At 58.8% G+C, this 20,001-nt stretch carries 15 protein-coding genes and 2 rRNA genes; 9 read left to right on the plus strand and 8 right to left on the minus strand.

Annotated elements, in window-relative coordinates; all coding sequences use genetic code 11:
• The 5 genes from BFP92_RS12340 to BFP92_RS12360 all read left to right on the plus strand — a co-directional run.
• The coding region (locus BFP92_RS12340; RefSeq protein ID WP_239694260.1) for a TIGR00366 family protein at window positions 1-1,164 on the plus strand (1,164 nt) is incomplete at its 5' end.
• Between the two features lie 111 nt (window positions 1,165-1,275).
• Complete coding sequence (locus tag BFP92_RS12345) at window positions 1,276-1,596, plus strand: hypothetical protein (RefSeq protein ID WP_065929708.1); 321 nt, start codon at window positions 1,276-1,278, stop codon at window positions 1,594-1,596.
• Between the two features lie 101 nt (window positions 1,597-1,697).
• Window positions 1,698-3,398 (plus strand): acid phosphatase, encoded by a 1,701-nt coding sequence (gene acpA / locus BFP92_RS12350; protein ID WP_065929709.1) that lies wholly within the window; start codon window positions 1,698-1,700, stop codon window positions 3,396-3,398.
• Window positions 3,399-3,519: 121 nt separating this feature from the next.
• A complete protein-coding gene (locus BFP92_RS12355; RefSeq protein WP_065929710.1) occupies window positions 3,520-4,689 on the plus strand; it encodes a hypothetical protein in 1,170 nt (389 codons plus the stop codon).
• A gap of 146 nt (window positions 4,690-4,835) precedes the next feature.
• A complete protein-coding gene (locus BFP92_RS12360; RefSeq protein ID WP_065929711.1) occupies window positions 4,836-5,360 on the plus strand; it encodes an SET domain-containing protein-lysine N-methyltransferase in 525 nt (174 codons plus the stop codon).
• On the opposite strand, the gene can is transcribed toward BFP92_RS12360, so the two are convergent.
• On the minus strand, window positions 5,357-6,001 hold the full coding sequence (gene can, locus BFP92_RS12365) for a carbonate dehydratase (RefSeq protein WP_017134532.1): 645 nt from the start codon (window positions 5,999-6,001) through the stop codon (window positions 5,357-5,359). The genes BFP92_RS12360 and can overlap by 4 nt on opposite strands.
• Window positions 6,002-6,140: 139 nt before the next feature.
• On the opposite strand from can, the gene BFP92_RS12370 reads away from it, so the two are divergent.
• Window positions 6,141-6,545 (plus strand): hypothetical protein, encoded by a 405-nt coding sequence (locus BFP92_RS12370; protein ID WP_056859187.1) that lies wholly within the window; start codon window positions 6,141-6,143, stop codon window positions 6,543-6,545.
• 148 nt (window positions 6,546-6,693) lie between these two features.
• Here BFP92_RS12370 and rimI read toward each other — a convergent pair whose 3' ends face one another.
• Both rimI and BFP92_RS12380 read right to left on the minus strand, forming a co-directional pair.
• On the minus strand, window positions 6,694-7,146 hold the full coding sequence (rimI, locus tag BFP92_RS12375) for a ribosomal protein S18-alanine N-acetyltransferase (protein ID WP_003188286.1): 453 nt from the start codon (window positions 7,144-7,146) through the stop codon (window positions 6,694-6,696).
• Window positions 7,139-7,882, minus strand: coding sequence for an energy transducer TonB (locus BFP92_RS12380; protein WP_065929712.1), 744 nt, complete (start codon window positions 7,880-7,882; stop codon window positions 7,139-7,141). Before BFP92_RS12380 ends, rimI begins: the two co-directional genes overlap by 8 nt.
• 187 nt (window positions 7,883-8,069) lie before the next feature.
• On the opposite strand from BFP92_RS12380, the gene mksB reads away from it, so the two are divergent.
• The 3 genes from mksB to mksF are packed head-to-tail and all read left to right on the plus strand — an operon-like array spanning window position 8,070 to window position 12,881.
• Window positions 8,070-9,347 (plus strand): Mks condensin complex protein MksB, encoded by a 1,278-nt coding sequence (gene mksB, locus BFP92_RS12385; RefSeq protein WP_056859189.1) that lies wholly within the window; start codon window positions 8,070-8,072, stop codon window positions 9,345-9,347.
• Window positions 9,337-10,044 (plus strand): Mks condensin complex protein MksE, encoded by a 708-nt coding sequence (gene mksE / locus BFP92_RS12390; RefSeq protein WP_065929713.1) that lies wholly within the window; start codon window positions 9,337-9,339, stop codon window positions 10,042-10,044. The genes mksB and mksE overlap by 11 nt, the downstream gene beginning before the upstream one ends.
• The gene (gene mksF / locus BFP92_RS12395; protein WP_065929714.1) at window positions 10,041-12,881 is read left to right on the plus strand and encodes an Mks condensin complex protein MksF; all 2,841 of its coding nucleotides are present in this window, start codon (window positions 10,041-10,043) and stop codon (window positions 12,879-12,881) included. The genes mksE and mksF overlap by 4 nt, the downstream gene beginning before the upstream one ends.
• A 182-nt stretch (window positions 12,882-13,063) precedes the next feature.
• Here the strand turns inward: mksF and BFP92_RS12400 are convergent, their stop codons facing one another.
• From BFP92_RS12400 to BFP92_RS12420, 5 genes are all read right to left on the minus strand, one after another.
• On the minus strand, window positions 13,064-15,367 hold the full coding sequence (locus tag BFP92_RS12400) for a PqiB family protein (protein ID WP_065929715.1): 2,304 nt from the start codon (window positions 15,365-15,367) through the stop codon (window positions 13,064-13,066).
• A complete protein-coding gene (locus BFP92_RS12405) occupies window positions 15,360-15,983 on the minus strand; it encodes a paraquat-inducible protein A (RefSeq protein WP_017134539.1) in 624 nt (207 codons plus the stop codon). The genes BFP92_RS12400 and BFP92_RS12405 overlap by 8 nt, the downstream gene beginning before the upstream one ends.
• Window positions 15,970-16,629 carry a paraquat-inducible protein A gene (locus tag BFP92_RS12410; protein ID WP_065929716.1) on the minus strand — a complete coding sequence of 220 codons (660 nt, stop codon included), beginning with the start codon at window positions 16,627-16,629 and terminating at the stop codon, window positions 15,970-15,972. Before BFP92_RS12410 ends, BFP92_RS12405 begins: the two co-directional genes overlap by 14 nt.
• Before the next feature lie 160 nt (window positions 16,630-16,789).
• Window positions 16,790-16,905 (minus strand): 5S ribosomal RNA (gene rrf / locus BFP92_RS12415).
• Between the two features lie 157 nt (window positions 16,906-17,062).
• A 23S ribosomal RNA gene (locus tag BFP92_RS12420) occupies window positions 17,063-19,954 on the minus strand.
• Window positions 19,955-20,001 lie beyond the last annotated feature (47 nt).

The raw sequence follows: 20,001 nt of genomic DNA on the forward strand, positions 1-20,001 counted from the left end.
CCCGCCGTAAAACTGATCGACCGTCTGGCACGTATCCCCAAGAATGGCCGCTCGGCCGTGGCTTGGGTCGCGTTGATTTCCATGGTCGCCTCTTTGCTTAACTGGGGCTTGTCCCTGGTGTTCGGTGGCTTGTTGGTACGCGCACTGGCCCGCCGCACGGATTTGCGCATGGATTACCGCGCCGCCGGTGCTGCGGCTTATTTGGGTTTGGGCGCCGTGTGGGCACTGGGGCTGTCGTCTTCGGCCGCGCAGTTGCAGGCCAACCCGGCCAGTTTGCCGCCGTCGATCCTGTCGATCACCGGGATGATCCCGTTCACCGAGACCATCTTCCTGTGGCAATCGGGCGTGTTGTTGCTGGCGCTGATCGTGGTGTCGCTGATCATCGCCTACGCCACCGCACCCGGCCCCAATAGTGCCCGTGATGCCAAGGCCTGTGGTGTCGACCCGGCCTTCAATATGCCTAAACCACAACCGCCGACGCGTCCGGGCGAATGGCTGGAACACAGCCCGCTGCTGACCATTCTGCTGGCCTTGCTGGCGGCTGGCTGGTTGTTCCATGAGTTCTCGACCAAACCTGCGATCAGCGCGATTTCGGGGCTTAACACCTATAACTTCCTGTTCATCATGGTCGGCGCGCTGCTGCACTGGCGCCCGCGCAGCTTCCTGGATGCGGTGGCGCGTGCCGTGCCGACCACCACGGGCGTGCTGATCCAGTTTCCGTTGTACGGCTCGATCGCTGCGTTGATGACCGTGGTTAAAGGCGGTGACGGCCAGACCCTGGCGCACCATATCTCGTTGTTCTTCACCTCCATCGCCTCCCACGACACTTACGCGCTGTTGATGGGCGTGTACTCGGCGGTGCTGGGCTTCTTTATCCCGTCGGGCGGTGGCAAGTGGATTATTGAAGCGCCTTACGTGATGCAAGTGGCCAATGACCTGCAATACCACCTGGGCTGGGCGGTGCAGATCTATAACGCGGCAGAGGCGCTGCCGAACTTGATCAACCCGTTTTATATGCTGCCGCTGCTGGGCGTGCTGGGGCTGAAGGCGCGGGATCTGATCGGGTTTTCGTTTGTGCAGTTGCTGGTGCACACGCCGCTGGTGTTGTTCCTGCTGTGGGCGTTGGGGACGACGTTGAAGTATTTGCCGCCGGTGATGCCGTAGGGCATCAAAGCGCGCTTTCCGATGAAATGTGTAGAGGCTTTCCCACTCATTGCAGTGACAGCCTCTGACTTCTGCCTTGAATTACCACCCACAAACGCCAAAGAAAATCCGATGACGCCCCTGTCCAAATCACTGGAGGAGTTGATCAATGATATTTACAAGGACGACCACGTTTCGTTCGTCGAGTACAAAGCTCTGCGAGACGATGCCGATCGGCGTATAGCTGCCGTCGTCAACGAATTTGGCCTGCACAATAACGTGACAGCCTTTCAAAAAGTGATGGACGTGGCCATGCAGCTTTTGCAAACCACGGTCATCGATGCAAAAAAAGCCAAGCTGACCAACACGGGCGAGGCCCTCGTCAAGGATGCGTTGACGGCTCAAGTGGCGTACTTGCGCGTGGGCAGCCAACTGGCAATGCACTTGTTGTAATTGCCCTTCAGCATTCAAGCCGCTGTCTTCGTTCCGTCACATTGCATTGCTACCGTCCTGCGAAATATCTTGCAACAATCAGCCAGCAGGAACGCCCAGCAATGAGTGACGAGCACGAAGACCGCCCTTCTCCCGATTTTGTAACCCAACCGGCCGTGGACACCAGCCGTCGGCGTTTCCTCGGGGGCGCGGCGGTGCTGGGGGTCGGTGCGACGTTGAGTGCCTGCGGCAGCACCAATGACGCACCTGGCAAGCCAGAGGTGCGGCCGCTTACACCGCAAGAGCTGGACAAGGCCCTGCACGAGCAGGTGAAGACAGTCGTGGTGATCTACGCCGAGAACCGCAGCTTCAACAACCTGTTCGCCGACTTCCCTGGCCTGGAAAAACCACTGTCGGCGCTCTCAGCAGCCGACGTGCAGCAACGTGACCGTGATGGCAGCTTGCTGACGAGCCTGCCGCCGGTCTGGGGCGGCGTGTTGCAAGTGGGCCCGCAAAGTGTGGACGGGGTGACTTACCCCAGCGAAGTGCAATTCCAGGAAAACCTGCCCAATGCGCCATTCGCCCTCAAAGGCCCGAATGCCGAGGACCTGCCGCTGAGCCTGGTCACCCGCGACTTGTGGCACGTGTTCTACCAGAACCAGATGCAGATCAACGGCGGCAAGAACGACAACTTTGTCGCCTGGGCCGATTCCGGCGGCCTGGTGATGGGTTACTACGCCCAGAGCCGTTATTCCCTGCGTCTGTGGGACGTGGCCAAGGAGTTTGTGCTGTGCGACAACTTCTTCCAGGGCGCTTTCGGTGGCTCGTTCCTCAACCACCAGTACCTGATCAGCGCCACCGCGCCGTTTTATCCGAATGCAGCGCAATCAGTGGCCAAGGCACAGATCGCCACGTTGCAAAGCGATGACCCCACCGACCCGCGCCTCAAGCCGCTGGACAAGTCGCCGGCCAGCGCCATGAGCGGCCCGCCGCAGTTCGGCCCCAGCGCGCTGACGCCGGATGGCTACGGCGTGAATACCCTTGCGCCGCCGTATTGGCCGACCTGGATCCGCGACCCGCAAAACCCGGACTACTCCAAACCCGATCTGCCCAACGTGCTGGTGCCGCAAACCCACGAACACATTGGCGACAAACTGTCGAAAAAGAACGTCGACTGGGCCTGGTACGCCGGTGCCTGGCAGGCGACCCTGGACCAGTTCAAGGACTCGGGCGGCATCCCGAAGATTCCCAACTTCCAGTACCACCACCAGCCGTTCAACTACTTCAAGCAACAAGGCCCGCAAAACCGTGCCGAGCGTGACAAGCGCTTGCGTGACGGCGGTTTGGGCGATGACTCCGGCACCAACAAGTTCTTCGCCGATGCCCAGGCCGGCAAGCTGCCCGCCGTGACGTTCTACAAGCCCCAGGGCAACCTGAACATGCACGCCGGCTACGCCGATGTGGCCTCGGGCGACCGCCATATCGCGCGCGCCTTGAAAGTGTTGCAAGAGAGCCCGCAGTGGAAAAACATGGTGGTGGTCGTCACTGTCGATGAAAACGGCGGCTGGTGGGACCACGTAGCCCCGCCCAAAGGCGATCGCTGGGGGCCGGGCACGCGGGTTCCGGCATTGGTGGTGTCGCCGTTTGCACGCAAAGGCACGGTGGACCATACGGTTTACGACACCGCGTCGATCCTGCGTCTGATCACCCGCGTGTTCCAGCTGGAGACACTGGACGGCCTCAAGCAGCGCGATGACGCGATGATCGCCCGCGGCCAGAAGCCCATGGGCGATTTGAGCAACGCCTTGCAGTTCAACCGGTAGGTTTTCTTATCCAATAGCGACATGCCCGGCGATTTAGCACGCGGTTTTCCTGGTCAACCGCTACTGTGTGCAAGTGGGCTTTCACCCGCGCAGACGGGCTTTCGCTGACAAGGAACCAACTATGTTTAAACCGACCAGGCTGTCCTTCACCCTGGCTGCACTGCTGGCCAGTGCGGTTGTACAGGCCGACATCGAAGTACCACTGGGCAGCACGCAACGCGTCACCCAACTGTTCGCGTTCCCCAATAACTGCAATGTGATCTGCTTTCGGCCATGGACGCTGGAGCAGACCGCCGAGCACTATTTGAACCAGAGCTTGCAGCGCGACGGGTACAGCCGCGCCAAGGTCAGTGTGAAAACCCATGACGGCCAGGTCTCAGCCACCTTCAGCGGCGTGCCCGAGCACTACGGCCAGCCCCTGACCACGCTGCTCAACACCGCCGACCTGGCGTATCGGGGCGCCAGCAAACTTAACAGCGACGGCAAATGGGCCTACAACTGGTACTTGTTCCTGCCGCTGGGCATGGCCCTGGAAAACCGCAAGAGCATCGAACTGTTGCACTTCCCGCCCGACTACTCGCTGACCCAGGCCCAGGACTACCTGGAATCGGCCACCACCGACCGCTGGGCCACCTTGCTCACGGACAATGGCATCCCGGCCACGGAAACACCGGCCTACCAGACCATCATCGATATTGCGCCGATCGCCGCACCTTCCAATGCGGGCAAGGACCTGGAAAACGTCTACAGCTACTTTGCCGACTACCAGACCCGCATGGTCAAGGAGCTGAGCCTGCACGCCAACGGCTCATTGCCGATGGTCGCGTTCGGTGCGCCTGTGCGTAACTGGATCAAGCAACAGTACGGCCAGACCGTTGCCGTGCTGGGCCTGGCGCAGATCAGCCCGGCTGCCGGTAAAACCGTGTCGGTATTGGGCTCCAACCACCCGAGCTACATCTGGTATGCGGCGGATCCGGCCAGCTATGACGGCAATGAACAAAAAGCCGATGAGGCCGGTTTGAAAGTGATGGGCCAAGACTTGAGCGCCGCCTGCTGGCAGGCCGGCATGGGCCAGAAACCTGCCAGTGACCCGAACGTGTTGCTCAAGGCGTGCATGAATACCTGGCAAGTCACGCGCAAGGAGCAGACCTGTGAGCTGTTCTACACCTCGGTACGCAATTTGACCCCGGAACAAGCCAACGCCAAATGCGCCACCCCACCCATCAAGGCGCAGTTGAAACAACTGAAAGACGCCGCCCCGATCCCCGCTGTTACCGCCCCGGCGCTGTAAATCGTACAAAATATAACCGGTTTCTACTGTCAGATCTGACAGTAGAAATCGGCTACAACTTCGGCGAGTCTTGAACGGCACCCATCCGCTGCAAGACTGGAAGTCAGCCCCCACCGCAGGTCGATGCAGCCTAACCCAGGAGAGTTATGAAAACTCAAGCCATGGATAAGGCTAAAACCGCTGTGAGTGACTGCCTTTACCCCTTCAAGACGGTGCTCGCTGAACAAGGCTACCCCTCCACCCGACACTTCCAGGTCGTACGTGATGCGAATGGAATAGGGGCCGCACTCAAGGCGTGCGTCGCCTTTGACACCCGCGTGCGCATTGCCAGAGTGTCCGGCTACGCCTTGGGCGAGCGACGTGCGCACACCTTGCAGCTCTCGTCACGCATTCACCTGTATGACCCGTGGTTCACACGTCTGATGTTGCACTCGTGCAATCCGAACGTGTTTTTCGATGCCACCTACCTGGAAGTCTGGACCGTACAGCCTATTGCGCCTGGCACCTTGCTGACGATGGATTACGCCACCACCGAAGATGCGCTGTTCCGGCAGTTCGCCTGCCAATGCGGCGAGCTGAACTGCCGGGGCTGGATCACCGGCGCCAAAGAGAAGTTGAACGCCGAAGGTGAGGCGTTCATGGCCCAGTGGCGAATGCGCAAACGGCCTTAGGCTTCGCCCAGTGGGCGCAGGCGATATTGCGGCGGCAGTTGCTCAAAGCCACTGATGGTGGTGTTCAAGCTCTTCCAGCGGCCATCCTTGATGCCGTAGATGCAGCCGTGAATCGACAGGCTCTGCCCACGGTGCCAGGCATTTTGCACAATGCTGGTGTGGCCGACGTTGGCAACCTGCTGAATCACATTCAGCTCGCACATGCGGTCCACCCGCTCCTCTTCGGTGGGCAACTGGGCCAGCACCTCGCGGTTTTCGTAGTAAAGGTCGCGAATAGTGCGCAGCCAGCCGTCGATCAGGCCGAATTGGCGGTCCTGCATCGACGCACGCACGCCGCCGCAGCCGTAGTGGCCGGTGACGAGGATGTGTTTGACCTTGAGCACGTCCACCGCGTACTGGATCACCGACAGGCAATTGAGGTCGGTGTGCAGCACCACGTTGGCCACGTTGCGGTGCACGAACAGGTCGCCGGGCAGCATGCCGACGATTTCGTTGGCCGGAACGCGGGCGTCGGAGCAGCCGATCCACAGGTATTCCGGTGTTTGCTGGCGGGCGAGCTTGGCGAAGAATTCGGGATCTTCCTGTTTGATCGCATCCGCCCAGCGTTCGTTGTTATCAAGCAGGTCTTGTAGTTCGTTCATCAGGGAAAGCCTCAGGAATGATGCGCAGCTTTGTGACAGACAACCGCTCCTCCGGGTCACGCCCAGGCGCAATTAGCTTGAATCTTTAGGGCGCCGTGCCTGTCCACACACTATAAGCCCCACAGTATGAGGATTGGCCATGACTGAATCACGACGTCCCTACGGCGCTACACAGCCCGAACCGATTGATGACAACGAAGACCGCATGGGCGAGATGCGCGAGCTGGATTTTGACGAGCAAGAGCCGACCGCGGAAATCGGTGATGAGCTGCCGCGCCGCGAGCGCGAACACCTGATGCCCGACGAACGGGTACGTGAAGCCGGCATGACCGGGGCTTCGACCGACGATCATGAGTCCACGGATGATGACATGAGCCCGGAAACGCTGATCCATGAGGATGGCGCGCGGGATGCTCGTGAGGCCGGTGAGGATAATCCGGCGGATTATGACCTGAGCATTGTGGATGAGGACGAGATTGGCGGGGGGAATGGGTTGGATGAGGCCGAATTGGCAGATATTGACCCGATAGACGGTAACCGCTGACACAACACCGTTGAGCCTGTGAATACTTCCCCTGTGGGAGCCGGGCTTGCCCGCGATGCAGGCGCCTCGGTATTCAGCCGGACCGAGGTGATGCTATCGCAGGCAAGCCAGCTCCCACAGGGGCCGGCTTGCACATCGGGTTTTATTCCTAGTCGACCAGGGTGCAGGCCATGACGACGGCATCTTCGCGCCCACCCACGGCCGGGTAGTAATCGCGACGACGGCCGATTTCGTTGAAGCCGTAGCGCTCATACAGCCGGAATGCGCCGGTATTGCTGTCACGCACTTCCAGGAAGCACTCCCGCGCATTGGCGGCGTAAGCGCGGGACATCAGGTGCTCCAGCAGCGCCAACCCCAGGCCACGGCCCTGGTTTTCCGGTTTAACGGTGATATTCAACAAGTGCGCTTCATCCAGGATGATCTGCACCACACCGTGGCCCACCTGCTGCTCACCTTCAAACATCAGCCAGATCTGGTACTTGCCCAGCCCATCGAGAAAAATCCCACGGGTCCAAGGATGGCTGAACGCCGCGTATTCAATCTTAAGGACGGCATCGAGGTCCGCCTCGGTCATCGGGCGGAACGATAAAGCTTCACTCATCGGTACTTTTCCAGCGCGCCATCAGCCGGCGCATGGCTTGCCAGACATCAGCCTTACGCTGTGGCTCTTCCATTAATAATTCCAGGCCCGGCAAGGCCCATACCGAGCCCAGGCCTTCGACCTGCAGCTCGCGATACCAGGCTTCGGCGTTCGCCTCACCGGCAAAACGCACGGCGGGCAGGCCGATCAGCCACAGGCATACGCAGGGTTCGTCTTCCAGGCGCGCCGAGACAAAACCCTGGACGAAATCCCGTGCGGCGTCGGGGCCCTGGTCCATGTTGCCGCGCACCAGCAGTGGCCAGCGCACGGGGTCGCCGACGATTTGCGGGCTGTCGGGCAGGCCGGCGGCGCGCAGCATGTCTTTTAGCAGCATGTAGGCCGGGTCGCGGGTCTGAAAACGCTCGCCGGTGGGCAGTTCCACCAGCAGCAGGCAACGCCCGGCCCGCAGTAACTGCAGGGCGAAACGTGGCGGCGGCACCACCGCAGCCTTGGCCACCGGCGCTGGCGCTTCGGCCGCCACGGGCTTGACCACGGGAGACGGGCGCGGCACTTCAACTTTCACGCGCTCGACAGCTGGGCGAGCCTCTGGCGTGGGTTTGACCACCGCCACCGGCGCAGCGGCTTCCTCGCCCGACACCTCGAACGCCTCATAGGGCTCAAGCGCCTGCAGCAGCTCGGGCCGCGACGGGGCGGCAAACGGCAGTTCGGTGCGGGGCAGCCAGTTGACCACCTGCATGGCGGTCAAGTAAGCGCGACGTCGGGACTCGATAAGCACAGCTCGGCCACTTGTGGATAACTAAAGAGCAGGGATTCTACCGCTGTTCGGTAACAATCGCCCACTGCGCACTGACCGGCTGTGGATAAATCCCGCGCCTGATGCAGTACAATCGCGACTTTTATTCGCCAACCAGCCGGCCATTCCGATGATCGAACCCAAGCGCGTCTTGCGCGCCCTCGCCGAACACTGGGCCCTGCTTGAGCCACTGTGCGAACACTTCGACCAAGGCACCTTGAGCCTGAGCGAGCTGCGCGCACAACTGGCGGCCCAACAACTGGACAGCACGCCACAGGACATCACCAGCCTGCTGGACGTGTGGATTCGCCTGGATATCCTGGTGCCTGTCGCCAAGAGCCCGAACCGTTTCGAGCTCAACGCACAGATCCACGACTTCCTCGCCTATCTTCGCAAGGAGCACCGGCTTGGCCTGTGCCTGGAAATCGAAGCCTACCTGCGCCACCTTGAGCGTCTGGCCGGTTACATCCAGGACGCCTTCGACATCCGAGATGGCCACGACCTGGCCCGCCAACTGCGCTTGCTGGATATGCGTGTGCGGGACGTGCTGAAAAAACTCGCCAACGACGAACAGGCCCTGGCGGCCGTGGCCGACCGCGCCAAGACCAGCGACCGGCAGATCCCGTTGCGCCAGCGTTACGCTGAGGTATTGGCGACCTGGGACGAATACGTAGAACCGATGATCCAACTGGTGAACGCCGACGGCGCCTTCGAGCAAGGTGTGCGCAAGGTCGAGAATGTGCTGCTGCGCATGCTCACCGAGCAGCAACGCCTCGGCCATCTGGTCGACGACGACATGCTGCTGCGTACTCACGCGCGCATTCTCGAAATGCAAACCAGCGCCCAGCTGACCTTGCGCCATGCCCGCGAACTGCTGCTACCGCTGCGCGAAGAAGCGCGCCGCCATAACGCCGTAACCCGTGGCGCCGCGCTGGCCTTGTCGGCCATTCGCCGTAAAGGCCTGGACGCGGTGCCGCAAGCGGCGATGCCAATGTTTACCCGCCCGCAAAGTACTTTCCTGGGCAGTGCCAGCCAGGTCGAAGCGTACGTGTATGCCCTGGCCAATTTCGAGCCGAAACCGGCGCGTTTTCCCAAGGCGCACAAATCCCACAAGGGCGAAGCCCAACGCGCGCCGCGCACGGTCAAGGAAATGCTCGAGCGCTGCGAAGACGCGTTGCCGATGCCGGACCTGATGACCTGGCTGCTGGAGCAGGAACCGGACGGCGCCACCGATGAATTGCTGTACTGGTTCTCACGGCTCTCGCGCGAAAAACGCTTCAAGCGCGAACGCCTGGAACGCCGCGACTACCACACACACGAGCACCAGGTCAGCCTGCGCTCATTCGCCCTGCTCCCGGCTGGCACCGATGCCACCGAGAATTCTGCGAGCACGCCTTATGCATCTTGATCTATCCGAACTGTCCCAGCTGGCACCGATCTTTCGCGAGCTGTTCAAGGGTTACCACGTCAGCCGCCGCGACCCGGAGCTGTACGCGCAGCTGTCTAATTTCCAGGACCAGTACCGCACGTTGTTCAAGGCCCTGGGGTTTGAGCTGGTGTGTGACACACGCGGTTTCTATTACTTCGTACCAGACACTGCCGTGGCTGCGGCGCAGGTCAACAAGACCGCGCAACGCCTGGCGCTGTTCACCTTCATCATCGTCGAACACCTGGCCGACCAGGGCCGCGACCCGATCGCCGTGCTCGACGGTGGCAGCCTGGGCCGCGATGAGTTGCCATCGTTGCTGGAAAAGTACCGCGACCTGTTTATCCAGGCCGAAGTGCAGACCCAGGAAGAGCTCGAAGAAAAAATCATGCGCCGCATGACCCAACTGGGGTTTGCCAGCGAAGACAACGGCATCTATCGCTTCCTGCCGCCGATGCACCGTTTCCTCGATGTGTGCCTGTCGGTGCAGCAGGACCGTGACCTGGCCGCCAGCGTGCACAGCGTGTTGCCACTGCCGGCGCCGGTGATCATCGACGAAGACAGCGATGAAAAACTGCTGAAAACCGATGACCCGCTGGACTTGAGTGACTTTGCCGAAGATAGCGAAGAAGACGCCCTGGCCCGCGCCATTGCCGAAGAACAGGAGACCGACGCATGAGTAAGGAACGCTACGGCATCCGCCGCTTCGCCCTATTGAACACCGCAGGTTACAGCCTGGGCTTGTTCCCGCTGGAAGAACCGTTGTCGGTGTACGGCGCGAATAACCTGGGTAAATCTGCGTCGATCAACGCCTTGCAGTTCCCGATCCTGGCGCGCATGTCGGACATGAGTTTCGGCAAGTACACCCTGGAACAATCGCGGCGCTTCTACTTTGCCACCGACACCAGCTACATCCTCGTGGAAGTCTCGCTGCCCCACGGCCCCCACGTGATCGGGGTGGTCGGGCGCGGCCCGGGTGGTGGTTTCGGTCACCAGTTCTTTGCCTATGCCGGCAAGCTGGACTTGGCCCATTACCAGAAGAACGACACCTGCCTGCGTCAGAAAGAGCTGTTCACCAACCTTGAGCGCGAAGGCCTGAAAGCCTACGAACTCAAGCCGGACGAGCTGCGCCGTTTGCTGGTGGGCGGGCACACGTCAATCCCGCTGGACCTGACCTTGATTCCGCTGCGTTCCACCAGCGAACAGAGCCTGAAGACTTTCCGCGCGCTATTTATCAACCTGCTGCATATGCGCGAAATCACCGCGGCCAAGCTCAAGCAATTGTTCCTGGACGCGTTCGAACACAGCCTGCGTTCCGGCAGCGTGGACTACATCGCCGCGTGCGAAGAAGCCTTCCGTGATGTAAGGCGCATGGAGCAGGACTACAACTCGCTGGTGGCTGCCGGGCCGTTGGTTGAGGCACTCGCCAATGGCGTGCGCTTGCGCGATGTATTGCGCGGCAAATTGCATCGCCTGTCGCCCTTGCTGGATTCGTTGCTGGGTACCTGGTCGGACTACGCCAGTGCGCGCAAGGAAGAGCTGACCATCCAGGCCGAGCACTACCGTAACGAGCAGGACGCGCTGCAAAACGATCAGCGCGGCGGCACCCAGGAGCTGATGCGCCTGGAGCGCGAGATCAGTGGCATCCAGCGCTGGCTGGGCGAGTTGTCGGTGCTCAAGCATCGCTTTGCGCTGGTCGATGACGTCAAGGTACTGGAGCAGCAACTGCTGGCGGCCAAGGATGCCCACGATGAATTGGCGGGCGCCCTGGCGCAATCCCGTCAGTTCAGCGCCGAGGACCTGGATGAGCGCTTGCGCGACCTGGAAAAACGTTTGAAGTCGGTCAGGCAGCAGCTCGACCACGCCGACAACAACAGCTACGCCAAACTGCGTGAAGAATTCTCACAGCAGGACGTCGAGCGTCTGATGCGCCTGTTCAACAGTTCGTTGTTCAGTTTGCCGCTGGGTGAGCATGGCATCACCTTGGATGAGGACGGCCAGTGGGTTAAATCCCTGGAGCAGATCCTTGATGGCTTCAAGGGCGAGAAATTTGAAGTGCCGGGGCTGTCGATCGACATCTCCCATATCGAGCCACCGGCCTTGCAGGCACTGGCTGATCGCGCGGCGCTGCGCGATCAGAAAGAGCGCCTGGAAAAAGAACTCAAACAGCTCAAGACTCAGCAGGCCGTAGCCTCTGACCGTGCGGCGAGCAAGACCCAGACCGAAGCGCTGTACCAGCAAGTGCTGGATGCGCAGAAGGCGCTGGAAGACTTCCGTCGTGCACAAACCCTGAGCGCGGAAGAAGGCGAGAAGCTGGAAAACCTGGCGCAGATGGAAGCCGCGCAAGATGAGTTGAAACGCTCCAGTGATGCCTTCACCGAGCGTGTCCAGCAGTTGTCGGCCAAGCTGCAACTGGTCGGCCGTCAGATCGGTGATATGGAAGCCAAGCAACGCACGCTGGACGACGCACTGCGCCGCCGCCAGTTGTTGCCGGCCGACTTGCCGTTCGGCACGCCGTTCATGGACCCGGTCGACGACTCCATGGACAACCTGTTGCCATTGCTCAATGACTACCAGGACAGCTGGCAAGGTTTGTTGCGTGCTGATGGCCAGATCGAAGCGCTGTATGCGCAGGTGCGCCTCAAGGGCGTGGCCAAGTTCGACAGCGAGGATGACGTGGAGCGTCGTCTGCAATTGCTGATCAACGCGTATGCGCACCGCACCGATGAAGCCCTGACCCTCGGCAAGGCGCGCCGTGCGGCAGTTACCGATATTGCGCGGACCTTGCGCAATATCCGCAGCGACTACGACAGCCTTGAGCACCAGTTGGCCTTGTTCAACCGCGAGATCAACAAGCGTCAGGTATCGAACCTGCAAAGCTTCCGCATCGTGCTGGCGCCGAACAAGGAAGCCCTCAAGCATATCGACCAGATCATCCACAGTGCCGGCCAGTATGAAGAAGGCGAAACCCTGTCGGTGTTCGACCTCAGCCAGAGCGCCGAGCAGGACAACAAGAACGAAGAAGCCAAGGAATACCTGGCCCGTCTTGTGGCTGCCAACCATAACCAGCTGGGCCTCAAGGACTTGTTCGAACTGGCATTTGAAATCACCAAGGTGCATGGCCAGCCGGTGATCCACACCGACATCGATGGCGCAGCGTCCAACGGCACCACCATGACCATCAAGGCGCTGACCAACATGTACTTGTTGTTGCACTTGATGGACCGCGACCAGGCCGGGCGCGTGCGCTTGCCGTACTACCTCGACGAGGCGGCGGACATCGACGAGAAGAACCAGGCAGCGTTGCTGGAAACCAGTTTGCAGCTGGGCTTTGTGCCGATCCTGGCCAGTGTGAAGCCGCAGGTGTCCGCCCAGGTGGCGATCGACCTGGAAGGCGGCAGCGGGCCGAATGGTATCTACATTGATGAGGCGGACTGGAAGTACATCCGTCGCCACGACGTAGTGAAGGCGACGGTGAATGTGCAGGCGGATGAGCCGGAGTTGGATGAGGTTTAAGCCACTGCGCTGAAATGCAAAAGGCCGCGATCTGTATGGATCGCGGCCTTTTTTATTGAGCCTTTGTGGTGTTATCCAGGGCCTCTTCGCGAGCAGGCCCGCTCCCACATTTGACCGAGTTCCACATTTGGAATGCGGTCGAATGTGGGAGCCGGGCTTGCCCGCGATGGCCGCGCCTCGGTCTATTTGCCCAATGGGATTTTAGGCGCCCAGGTCAGCCACTCATCCTCAAACTTGTCAAACAACGGGAACGTCTGCTGCGGTCGCGCCGCATTGCCCATGCGCTCGCCCTCCGGCGTGGCAAAGGCAATGCCGCCGGCAACCAACGTCTCCAGGGATTCCGTGCGCACCGTCGCACCTTTGAACAAGCCGAAGTCCAAACCGAACCCACTGGTATTCCAGAAGCGGCTGCCACTGCGCACCAGCGGTGCATATTTAGGTTCGATCAGGATATGAACCAACACGCGGTCGGCGGTCTGGCCCAGTTCGTAACCGGTAACTTTACCTACAGTGACTTCACGGTAAGTGACCGGCACGCCTTCCTTCAGCGAACCACGGCGTGCGGCACTGAGGACCAGGCTCAGGCCTTCTTGCTGGTGAACAGCCTCTGGTGGTTTGTCCAACGCGACGAAGCTCTTTTGCGGCCCGGCATTTTTCACGGCGGGTTGCACTTCGATGTACTGGCCGGTGACCAGAGTCTCCAGGTTCGCGGTTTTCATCAGGCCCAGCTCAGGCTTGACCACCCAGAACTGGCTGCCGCTGCGTGCGATGCGATCAGCCACTTGGGTGATCCTTGCACTGAGCAGCACCGACTGCATGTCGGCGCTGAGGTCGACGTTCTCGATCTTGCCCACGTCGAGACCTTTGAAACGTACTGGCGTGCCAGGGCGCAGACCGTCGGCGCGATCAACCTTGATGGTCACCAGGGTGCCATGCTGGTTGGCCGCTTCGCGATCGGCAAACAGACGGAAACGCGGGATACGTTTTTTCAACGGCACATTCTGTTCCGGGGTTTCGAAGGCGATACCGCCAGCCATCAGGCTGGCAAGGGATTCACTCTTCACCTGGATGCCGCCGGTGAGGCCGCCGGTCAAGGTGACGCCGCTGGCGTTCCAGAAACGCGTCGAACCGTTGACGAGGTTTTCGTATTCCTTCTCGATGTGGACGCCGATCACCAGTTGTTTGTTCTTGCGCGAAAACTGGTAGCTCTGCACCGAACCGACCTTGACCTGTTTATAGAGGATCGGGCTGCCGACATCCAAGGAGCCGAGGTTGTCGGTGAACAGCACCATGTGCAGCCCGGGGGAGCGCAAATCCAGAGGTGGCGCCTTGGCACGGGCGACGTACTCACGTTGCGGTGCGCTGCCTTTGTCGCCTGGCCGGATGGCGATGTAGTTACCCTTTACCAACGCCTCCAGGCCGGTGATGCCGGCCAGGGAGATGGACGGCTTGACCACCCAGAACTGGGTGTCTTGCACCAGGTAGTCTTCGGCGAGCGGGTCGAGGGTCAACTCGGCATGGGCGCTGGACAGGTCCGGGTCAATCTTCAGGGTTTTCAGGCTGCCGACCTGGATGCCTTTGTACATGACCGGGGTGCGCCCGGCCTGCAGGCCTTCGAAGTCGGTGAGCTTGACCTTGACCTTGATGCCGGCGGCGGCGGCGTCGAAATCCTCATAAAGACGGAAAGGCAGGCTCGGATCCGTCGGCGGGCTGTCCTTGCGATTTTCAGGGGTGGCGAACGCGATACCGCCGGCGACGATGCTGGACAGCGACTCGCTGCGCACTTTTACGCCGGACAGGTTGGCATCGATGCTGATGCCGCTGGCGTTCCAGAAACGCGTGTGTTTGCGTACGAGACTGGCGTAAGTCGGCTCGATATAGACCTTGATCTCGACGGTGCTCTGGTCCTCGGACAGCAGGTAGCTTTTGACCTGGCCAACCTGGATCTGTTTGTAGAACACCGGACTGCCGCGATTGAGCGAGCCGAGGCGATCGGCTTTAAGGGTCAAGTGCAGGCCAGGCTTGGCGTCAGATAACGGTGGTTCTTCGGAGAGCGCCTTGAATTTGCGCGTGGGCTCGCCGTCGCCAGGGCTGGCGGCAATGTAGTTACCCGAGACCAGAGTTTCCAGGCCAGTAATACCGGCGAGGCTGACGCTGGGTTTTACCAGCCAGAAGCGTGTGTTGGTCTTGAGGTATTGCTCGACGTCCTTGTTCATCTCGATGGTGGCGATCACCCCGCGATTGCTGCCTTCGTCATCCAGGGCCAAGGCTTTGACCTTGCCCACCGTCATGCCTTTGTAGACCACTTCGGTTTTGTTGACCTGGATGCCCTCGCCACTTTCAAAGCGCACCTGGATCTCGAGGCCCTGTTGGGAATAGGCACGCCATCCCAGCCAGCCGCCGATGATCAGTGCAATCAGGGGGAGTACCCAAATGGCCGACCAATTGGAGGCCGGGCGGGTTTTAGCTTTAGGCAAATCACTCATGGTCGTCGTCCGACTCCGTGTTATCCCAAATCAGTCGGGGATCAAAAGTTACTGCGGCAAGCATCGTCAAGATCACCACACTGGCGAACGCTGCAGCACCAAGATTGGCCTCGACGCTGGCAAGTCGCCCAAAGTTAACAACCGCCACCAGGATGGCGATCACGAAGATATCCAGCATGGACCAGCGGCCAATGAATTCGATAAAGCGGTACATGATAATGCGTTGTTGTGCGGACAGCGGTTGATGGCGCTGCACCGAGAACAGCAACAGGCCAATGCCCACCAGCTTGAACGTCGGCACCAGAATGCTGGCGATAAACACCACTGCAGCGATGGGAAACATTCCGTGCTGCACCAGCTGAATCACGCCCGCCATGATAGTACTGGGATCACCCTGACCGAGAGAGTTGATGGTCATGATTGGCAACAGATTGGCCGGGATATACAGGATTGCTGCAGTGATCAGCAACGCCCAGGTACGCACAAGGCTGTTGGGGCGACGCGCATGGATCAGCGCACCGCAACGGGTGCACAGCTGCTCATCGGTATCAGCCTCTTGCTTGTTCAGCTCGTGGCATTCGGTACAAATCAGAATGCCTGCATCAATCGCCCGCATGATCATCCTCTCCTGAAAGCGCTTGCCAGATCTGGTGGGGCGACATCACCACCTCCAGCAGTACTTGAACCACTAATAGGCTGACGAAGCAGACAAGCCCCAGGCCAATGGTGATGGAGGCCATGTCCGCGAGCTTGACGATCGCGACCAGCACGCCCATCAGGTAAACCTCCAACATCCCCCAATCCTTGAGGTGATGGTAAATGCGGTAGAGCAACAGGCCATAACTGCGGCCGATGTTCCAACGGATACTGAGCAACACCGCCAATTGGCAAAGCAGTTTGAGCAGCGGAATGCCCATGCTGCACAGGAAAACCACAGCCGCGACACCTTGCATGCCGGTATCGAACAGACCGACCACGCCGCTCCAAACGGTGTCCTCCGAGGACTGCCCGAGAAGATTGAGCTGCATGATGGGTAAAAAGTTCGCCGGGATGTACAGCAACAGTGCCGCCAGCACCAAGGCGAGGCTTCGCTCAACCACGTTGTGGCGATGAGCGTAGAGCTCGTAACCGCAACGTGGGCATTGGGCTTTTTCACCGAGGGCGAGTGCGGGTTTGCGCATCAGCAAGTCGCACTCATGGCATGCCACCAGATCCTCCAGTGGTAACTGCGACACCTCAACGGTATCAACCGGATCGGGCATAGATAGGGCTCGAACTCTAAAAAAGGTTAGGTGCCTATTCTAATGGTCTGGTTCAGAAATAACTGTGCAAATTTGTCGGCAGCCTTGGGCTGGTTTGGCTTTTCGACCGCCCAAAACAAAACCCCTGATTGCGTTAGCAATCAGGGGTTTCGGAATTTAATCTTGACGATGACCTACTCTCACATGGGGAAACCCCACACTACCATCGGCGATGCATCGTTTCACTACTGAGTTCGGGATGGGATCAGGTGGTTCCAATGCTCTATGGTCGTCAAGAAATTCGGGTACTGAGTCGTAGCCAGATGGCTTCGCTTCAGCAAATTGGGTATGTGACAGCTTTCGGTGTTTTGTGAGCGTCGAACTTTCGGTTCATCTCGTCTTCACACACCGCAATCTGATGCTCTTTCGAGTAGTCAAATTGCTTGGGTGTTATATGGTCAAGCCTCACGGGCAATTAGTATTGGTTAGCTCAACGCCTCACAGCGCTTACACACCCAACCTATCAACGTCGTAGTCTTCGACGGCCCTTCAGGGGACTCAAGGTCCCAGTGAGATCTCATCTTGAGGCTAGTTTCCCGCTTAGATGCTTTCAGCGGTTATCTATTCCGAACATAGCTACCCGGCAATGCCACTGGCGTGACAACCGGAACACCAGAGGTTCGTCCACTCCGGTCCTCTCGTACTAGGAGCAGCCCCTCTCAAATCTCAAACGTCCACGGCAGATAGGGACCGAACTGTCTCACGACGTTCTAAACCCAGCTCGCGTACCACTTTAAATGGCGAACAGCCATACCCTTGGGACCGGCTTCAGCCCCAGGATGTGATGAGCCGACATCGAGGTGCCAAACACCGCCGTCGATATGAACTCTTGGGCGGTATCAGCCTGTTATCCCCGGAGTACCTTTTATCCGTTGAGCGATGGCCCTTCCATACAGAACCACCGGATCACTAAGACCTACTTTCGTACCTGCTCGACGTGTCTGTCTCGCAGTCAAGCGCGCTTTTGCCTTTATACTCTACGACCGATTTCCGACCGGTCTGAGCGCACCTTCGTACTCCTCCGTTACTCTTTAGGAGGAGACCGCCCCAGTCAAACTACCCACCATACACTGTCCTCGATCCGGATAACGGACCTGAGTTAGAACCTCAAAGTTGCCAGGGTGGTATTTCAAGGTTGGCTCCACGCAGACTGGCGTCCACGCTTCAAAGCCTCCCACCTATCCTACACAAGCAAATTCAAAGTCCAGTGCAAAGCTATAGTAAAGGTTCACGGGGTCTTTCCGTCTAGCCGCGGATACACTGCATCTTCACAGCGATTTCAATTTCACTGAGTCTCGGGTGGAGACAGCGCCGCCATCGTTACGCCATTCGTGCAGGTCGGAACTTACCCGACAAGGAATTTCGCTACCTTAGGACCGTTATAGTTACGGCCGCCGTTTACCGGGGCTTCGATCAAGAGCTTCGCGTTAGCTAACCCCATCAATTAACCTTCCGGCACCGGGCAGGCGTCACACCCTATACGTCCACTTTCGTGTTTGCAGAGTGCTGTGTTTTTAATAAACAGTCGCAGCGGCCTGGTATCTTCGACCGGCATGAGCTTACGGAGCAAGTCCTTCACCCTCACCGGCGCACCTTCTCCCGAAGTTACGGTGCCATTTTGCCTAGTTCCTTCACCCGAGTTCTCTCAAGCGCCTTGGTATTCTCTACCCAACCACCTGTGTCGGTTTGGGGTACGGTTCCTGGTTACCTGAAGCTTAGAAGCTTTTCTTGGAAGCATGGCATCAACCACTTCGCTAACTAAAAGTTAGCTCGTCATCAGCTCTCGGCCTTAAGATCCCGGATTTACCTAAGATCTCAGCCTACCACCTTAAACTTGGACAACCAACGCCAAGCTGGCCTAGCCTTCTCCGTCCCTCCATCGCAATAACCAGAAGTACAGGAATATTAACCTGTTTTCCATCGACTACGCTTTTCAGCCTCGCCTTAGGGACCGACTAACCCTGCGTCGATTAACGTTGCGCAGGAAACCTTGGTCTTTCGGCGTGGGTGTTTTTCACACCCATTGTCGTTACTCATGTCAGCATTCGCACTTCTGATACCTCCAGCAAGCTTCTCAACTCACCTTCACAGGCTTACAGAACGCTCCTCTACCGCATCACTTACGTGATACCCGTAGCTTCGGTGTATGGTTTGAGCCCCGTTACATCTTCCGCGCAGGCCGACTCGACTAGTGAGCTATTACGCTTTCTTTAAAGGGTGGCTGCTTCTAAGCCAACCTCCTAGCTGTCTAAGCCTTCCCACATCGTTTCCCACTTAACCATAACTTTGGGACCTTAGCTGACGGTCTGGGTTGTTTCCCTTTTCACGACGGACGTTAGCACCCGCCGTGTGTCTCCCATGCTCGGCACTTGTAGGTATTCGGAGTTTGCATCGGTTTGGTAAGTCGGGATGACCCCCTAGCCGAAACAGTGCTCTACCCCCTACAGTGATACATGAGGCGCTACCTAAATAGCTTTCGAGGAGAACCAGCTATCTCCGAGCTTGATTAGCCTTTCACTCCGATCCACAGGTCATCCGCTAACTTTTCAACGGTAGTCGGTTCGGTCCTCCAGTTAGTGTTACCCAACCTTCAACCTGCCCATGGATAGATCGCCCGGTTTCGGGTCTATTCCCAGCGACTAGACGCCCTATTAAGACTCGCTTTCGCTACGCCTCCCCTATTCGGTTAAGCTCGCCACTGAAAATAAGTCGCTGACCCATTATACAAAAGGTACGCAGTCACCCAACAAAGTGGGCTCCCACTGCTTGTACGCATACGGTTTCAGGATCTATTTCACTCCCCTCTCCGGGGTTCTTTTCGCCTTTCCCTCACGGTACTAGTTCACTATCGGTCAGTCAGTAGTATTTAGCCTTGGAGGATGGTCCCCCCATATTCAGACAAAGTTTCTCGTGCTCCGTCCTACTCGATTTCATGACTAAGAGATTTTCGCGTACAGGGCTATCACCCACTATGGCCGCACTTTCCAGAGCGTTCCGCTAATCTCAAAGCCACTTAAGGGCTAGTCCCCGTTCGCTCGCCACTACTAAGGGAATCTCGGTTGATTTCTTTTCCTCAGGGTACTTAGATGTTTCAGTTCCCCTGGTTCGCCTCTTACGCCTATGTATTCAGCGTAAGATAACCATCTTATGATGGCTGGGTTCCCCCATTCAGACATCTCCGGATCAAAGTCTGTTTGCCGACTCCCCGAAGCTTTTCGCAGGCTACCACGTCTTTCATCGCCTCTGACTGCCAAGGCATCCACCGTATGCGCTTCTTCACTTGACCATATAACCCCAAGCAATCTGGTTATACTGTGAAGACAACATTCGCCG

Origin of the sequence: Pseudomonas sp. 58 R 3 (assembly GCF_900006605.1) — a bacterium.
GTDB lineage: Bacteria > Pseudomonadota > Gammaproteobacteria > Pseudomonadales > Pseudomonadaceae > Aquipseudomonas > Aquipseudomonas salomonii.

Excerpts from the sequence above, each read along its gene's own strand:
- BFP92_RS12345 (WP_065929708.1), top strand. The coding sequence starts at position 1,276 with ATGACGCCCCTGTCCAAATCACTGGAGGAGTTGATCAATGATATTTAC.
- acpA (WP_065929709.1), top strand. The coding sequence starts at position 1,698 with ATGAGTGACGAGCACGAAGACCGCCCTTCTCCCGATTTTGTAACCCAA.
- BFP92_RS12355 (WP_065929710.1), top strand. The coding sequence starts at position 3,520 with ATGTTTAAACCGACCAGGCTGTCCTTCACCCTGGCTGCACTGCTGGCC.
- BFP92_RS12360 (WP_065929711.1), top strand. The coding sequence starts at position 4,836 with ATGAAAACTCAAGCCATGGATAAGGCTAAAACCGCTGTGAGTGACTGC.
- can (WP_017134532.1), bottom strand. The coding sequence starts at position 6,001 with ATGAACGAACTACAAGACCTGCTTGATAACAACGAACGCTGGGCGGAT.
- BFP92_RS12370 (WP_056859187.1), top strand. The coding sequence starts at position 6,141 with ATGACTGAATCACGACGTCCCTACGGCGCTACACAGCCCGAACCGATT.
- rimI (WP_003188286.1), bottom strand. The coding sequence starts at position 7,146 with ATGAGTGAAGCTTTATCGTTCCGCCCGATGACCGAGGCGGACCTCGAT.
- BFP92_RS12380 (WP_065929712.1), bottom strand. The coding sequence starts at position 7,882 with ATGCAGGTGGTCAACTGGCTGCCCCGCACCGAACTGCCGTTTGCCGCC.
- mksB (WP_056859189.1), top strand. The coding sequence starts at position 8,070 with ATGATCGAACCCAAGCGCGTCTTGCGCGCCCTCGCCGAACACTGGGCC.
- mksE (WP_065929713.1), top strand. The coding sequence starts at position 9,337 with ATGCATCTTGATCTATCCGAACTGTCCCAGCTGGCACCGATCTTTCGC.
- mksF (WP_065929714.1), top strand. The coding sequence starts at position 10,041 with ATGAGTAAGGAACGCTACGGCATCCGCCGCTTCGCCCTATTGAACACC.
- BFP92_RS12400 (WP_065929715.1), bottom strand. The coding sequence starts at position 15,367 with ATGAGTGATTTGCCTAAAGCTAAAACCCGCCCGGCCTCCAATTGGTCG.
- BFP92_RS12405 (WP_017134539.1), bottom strand. The coding sequence starts at position 15,983 with ATGCGGGCGATTGATGCAGGCATTCTGATTTGTACCGAATGCCACGAG.
- BFP92_RS12410 (WP_065929716.1), bottom strand. The coding sequence starts at position 16,629 with ATGCCCGATCCGGTTGATACCGTTGAGGTGTCGCAGTTACCACTGGAG.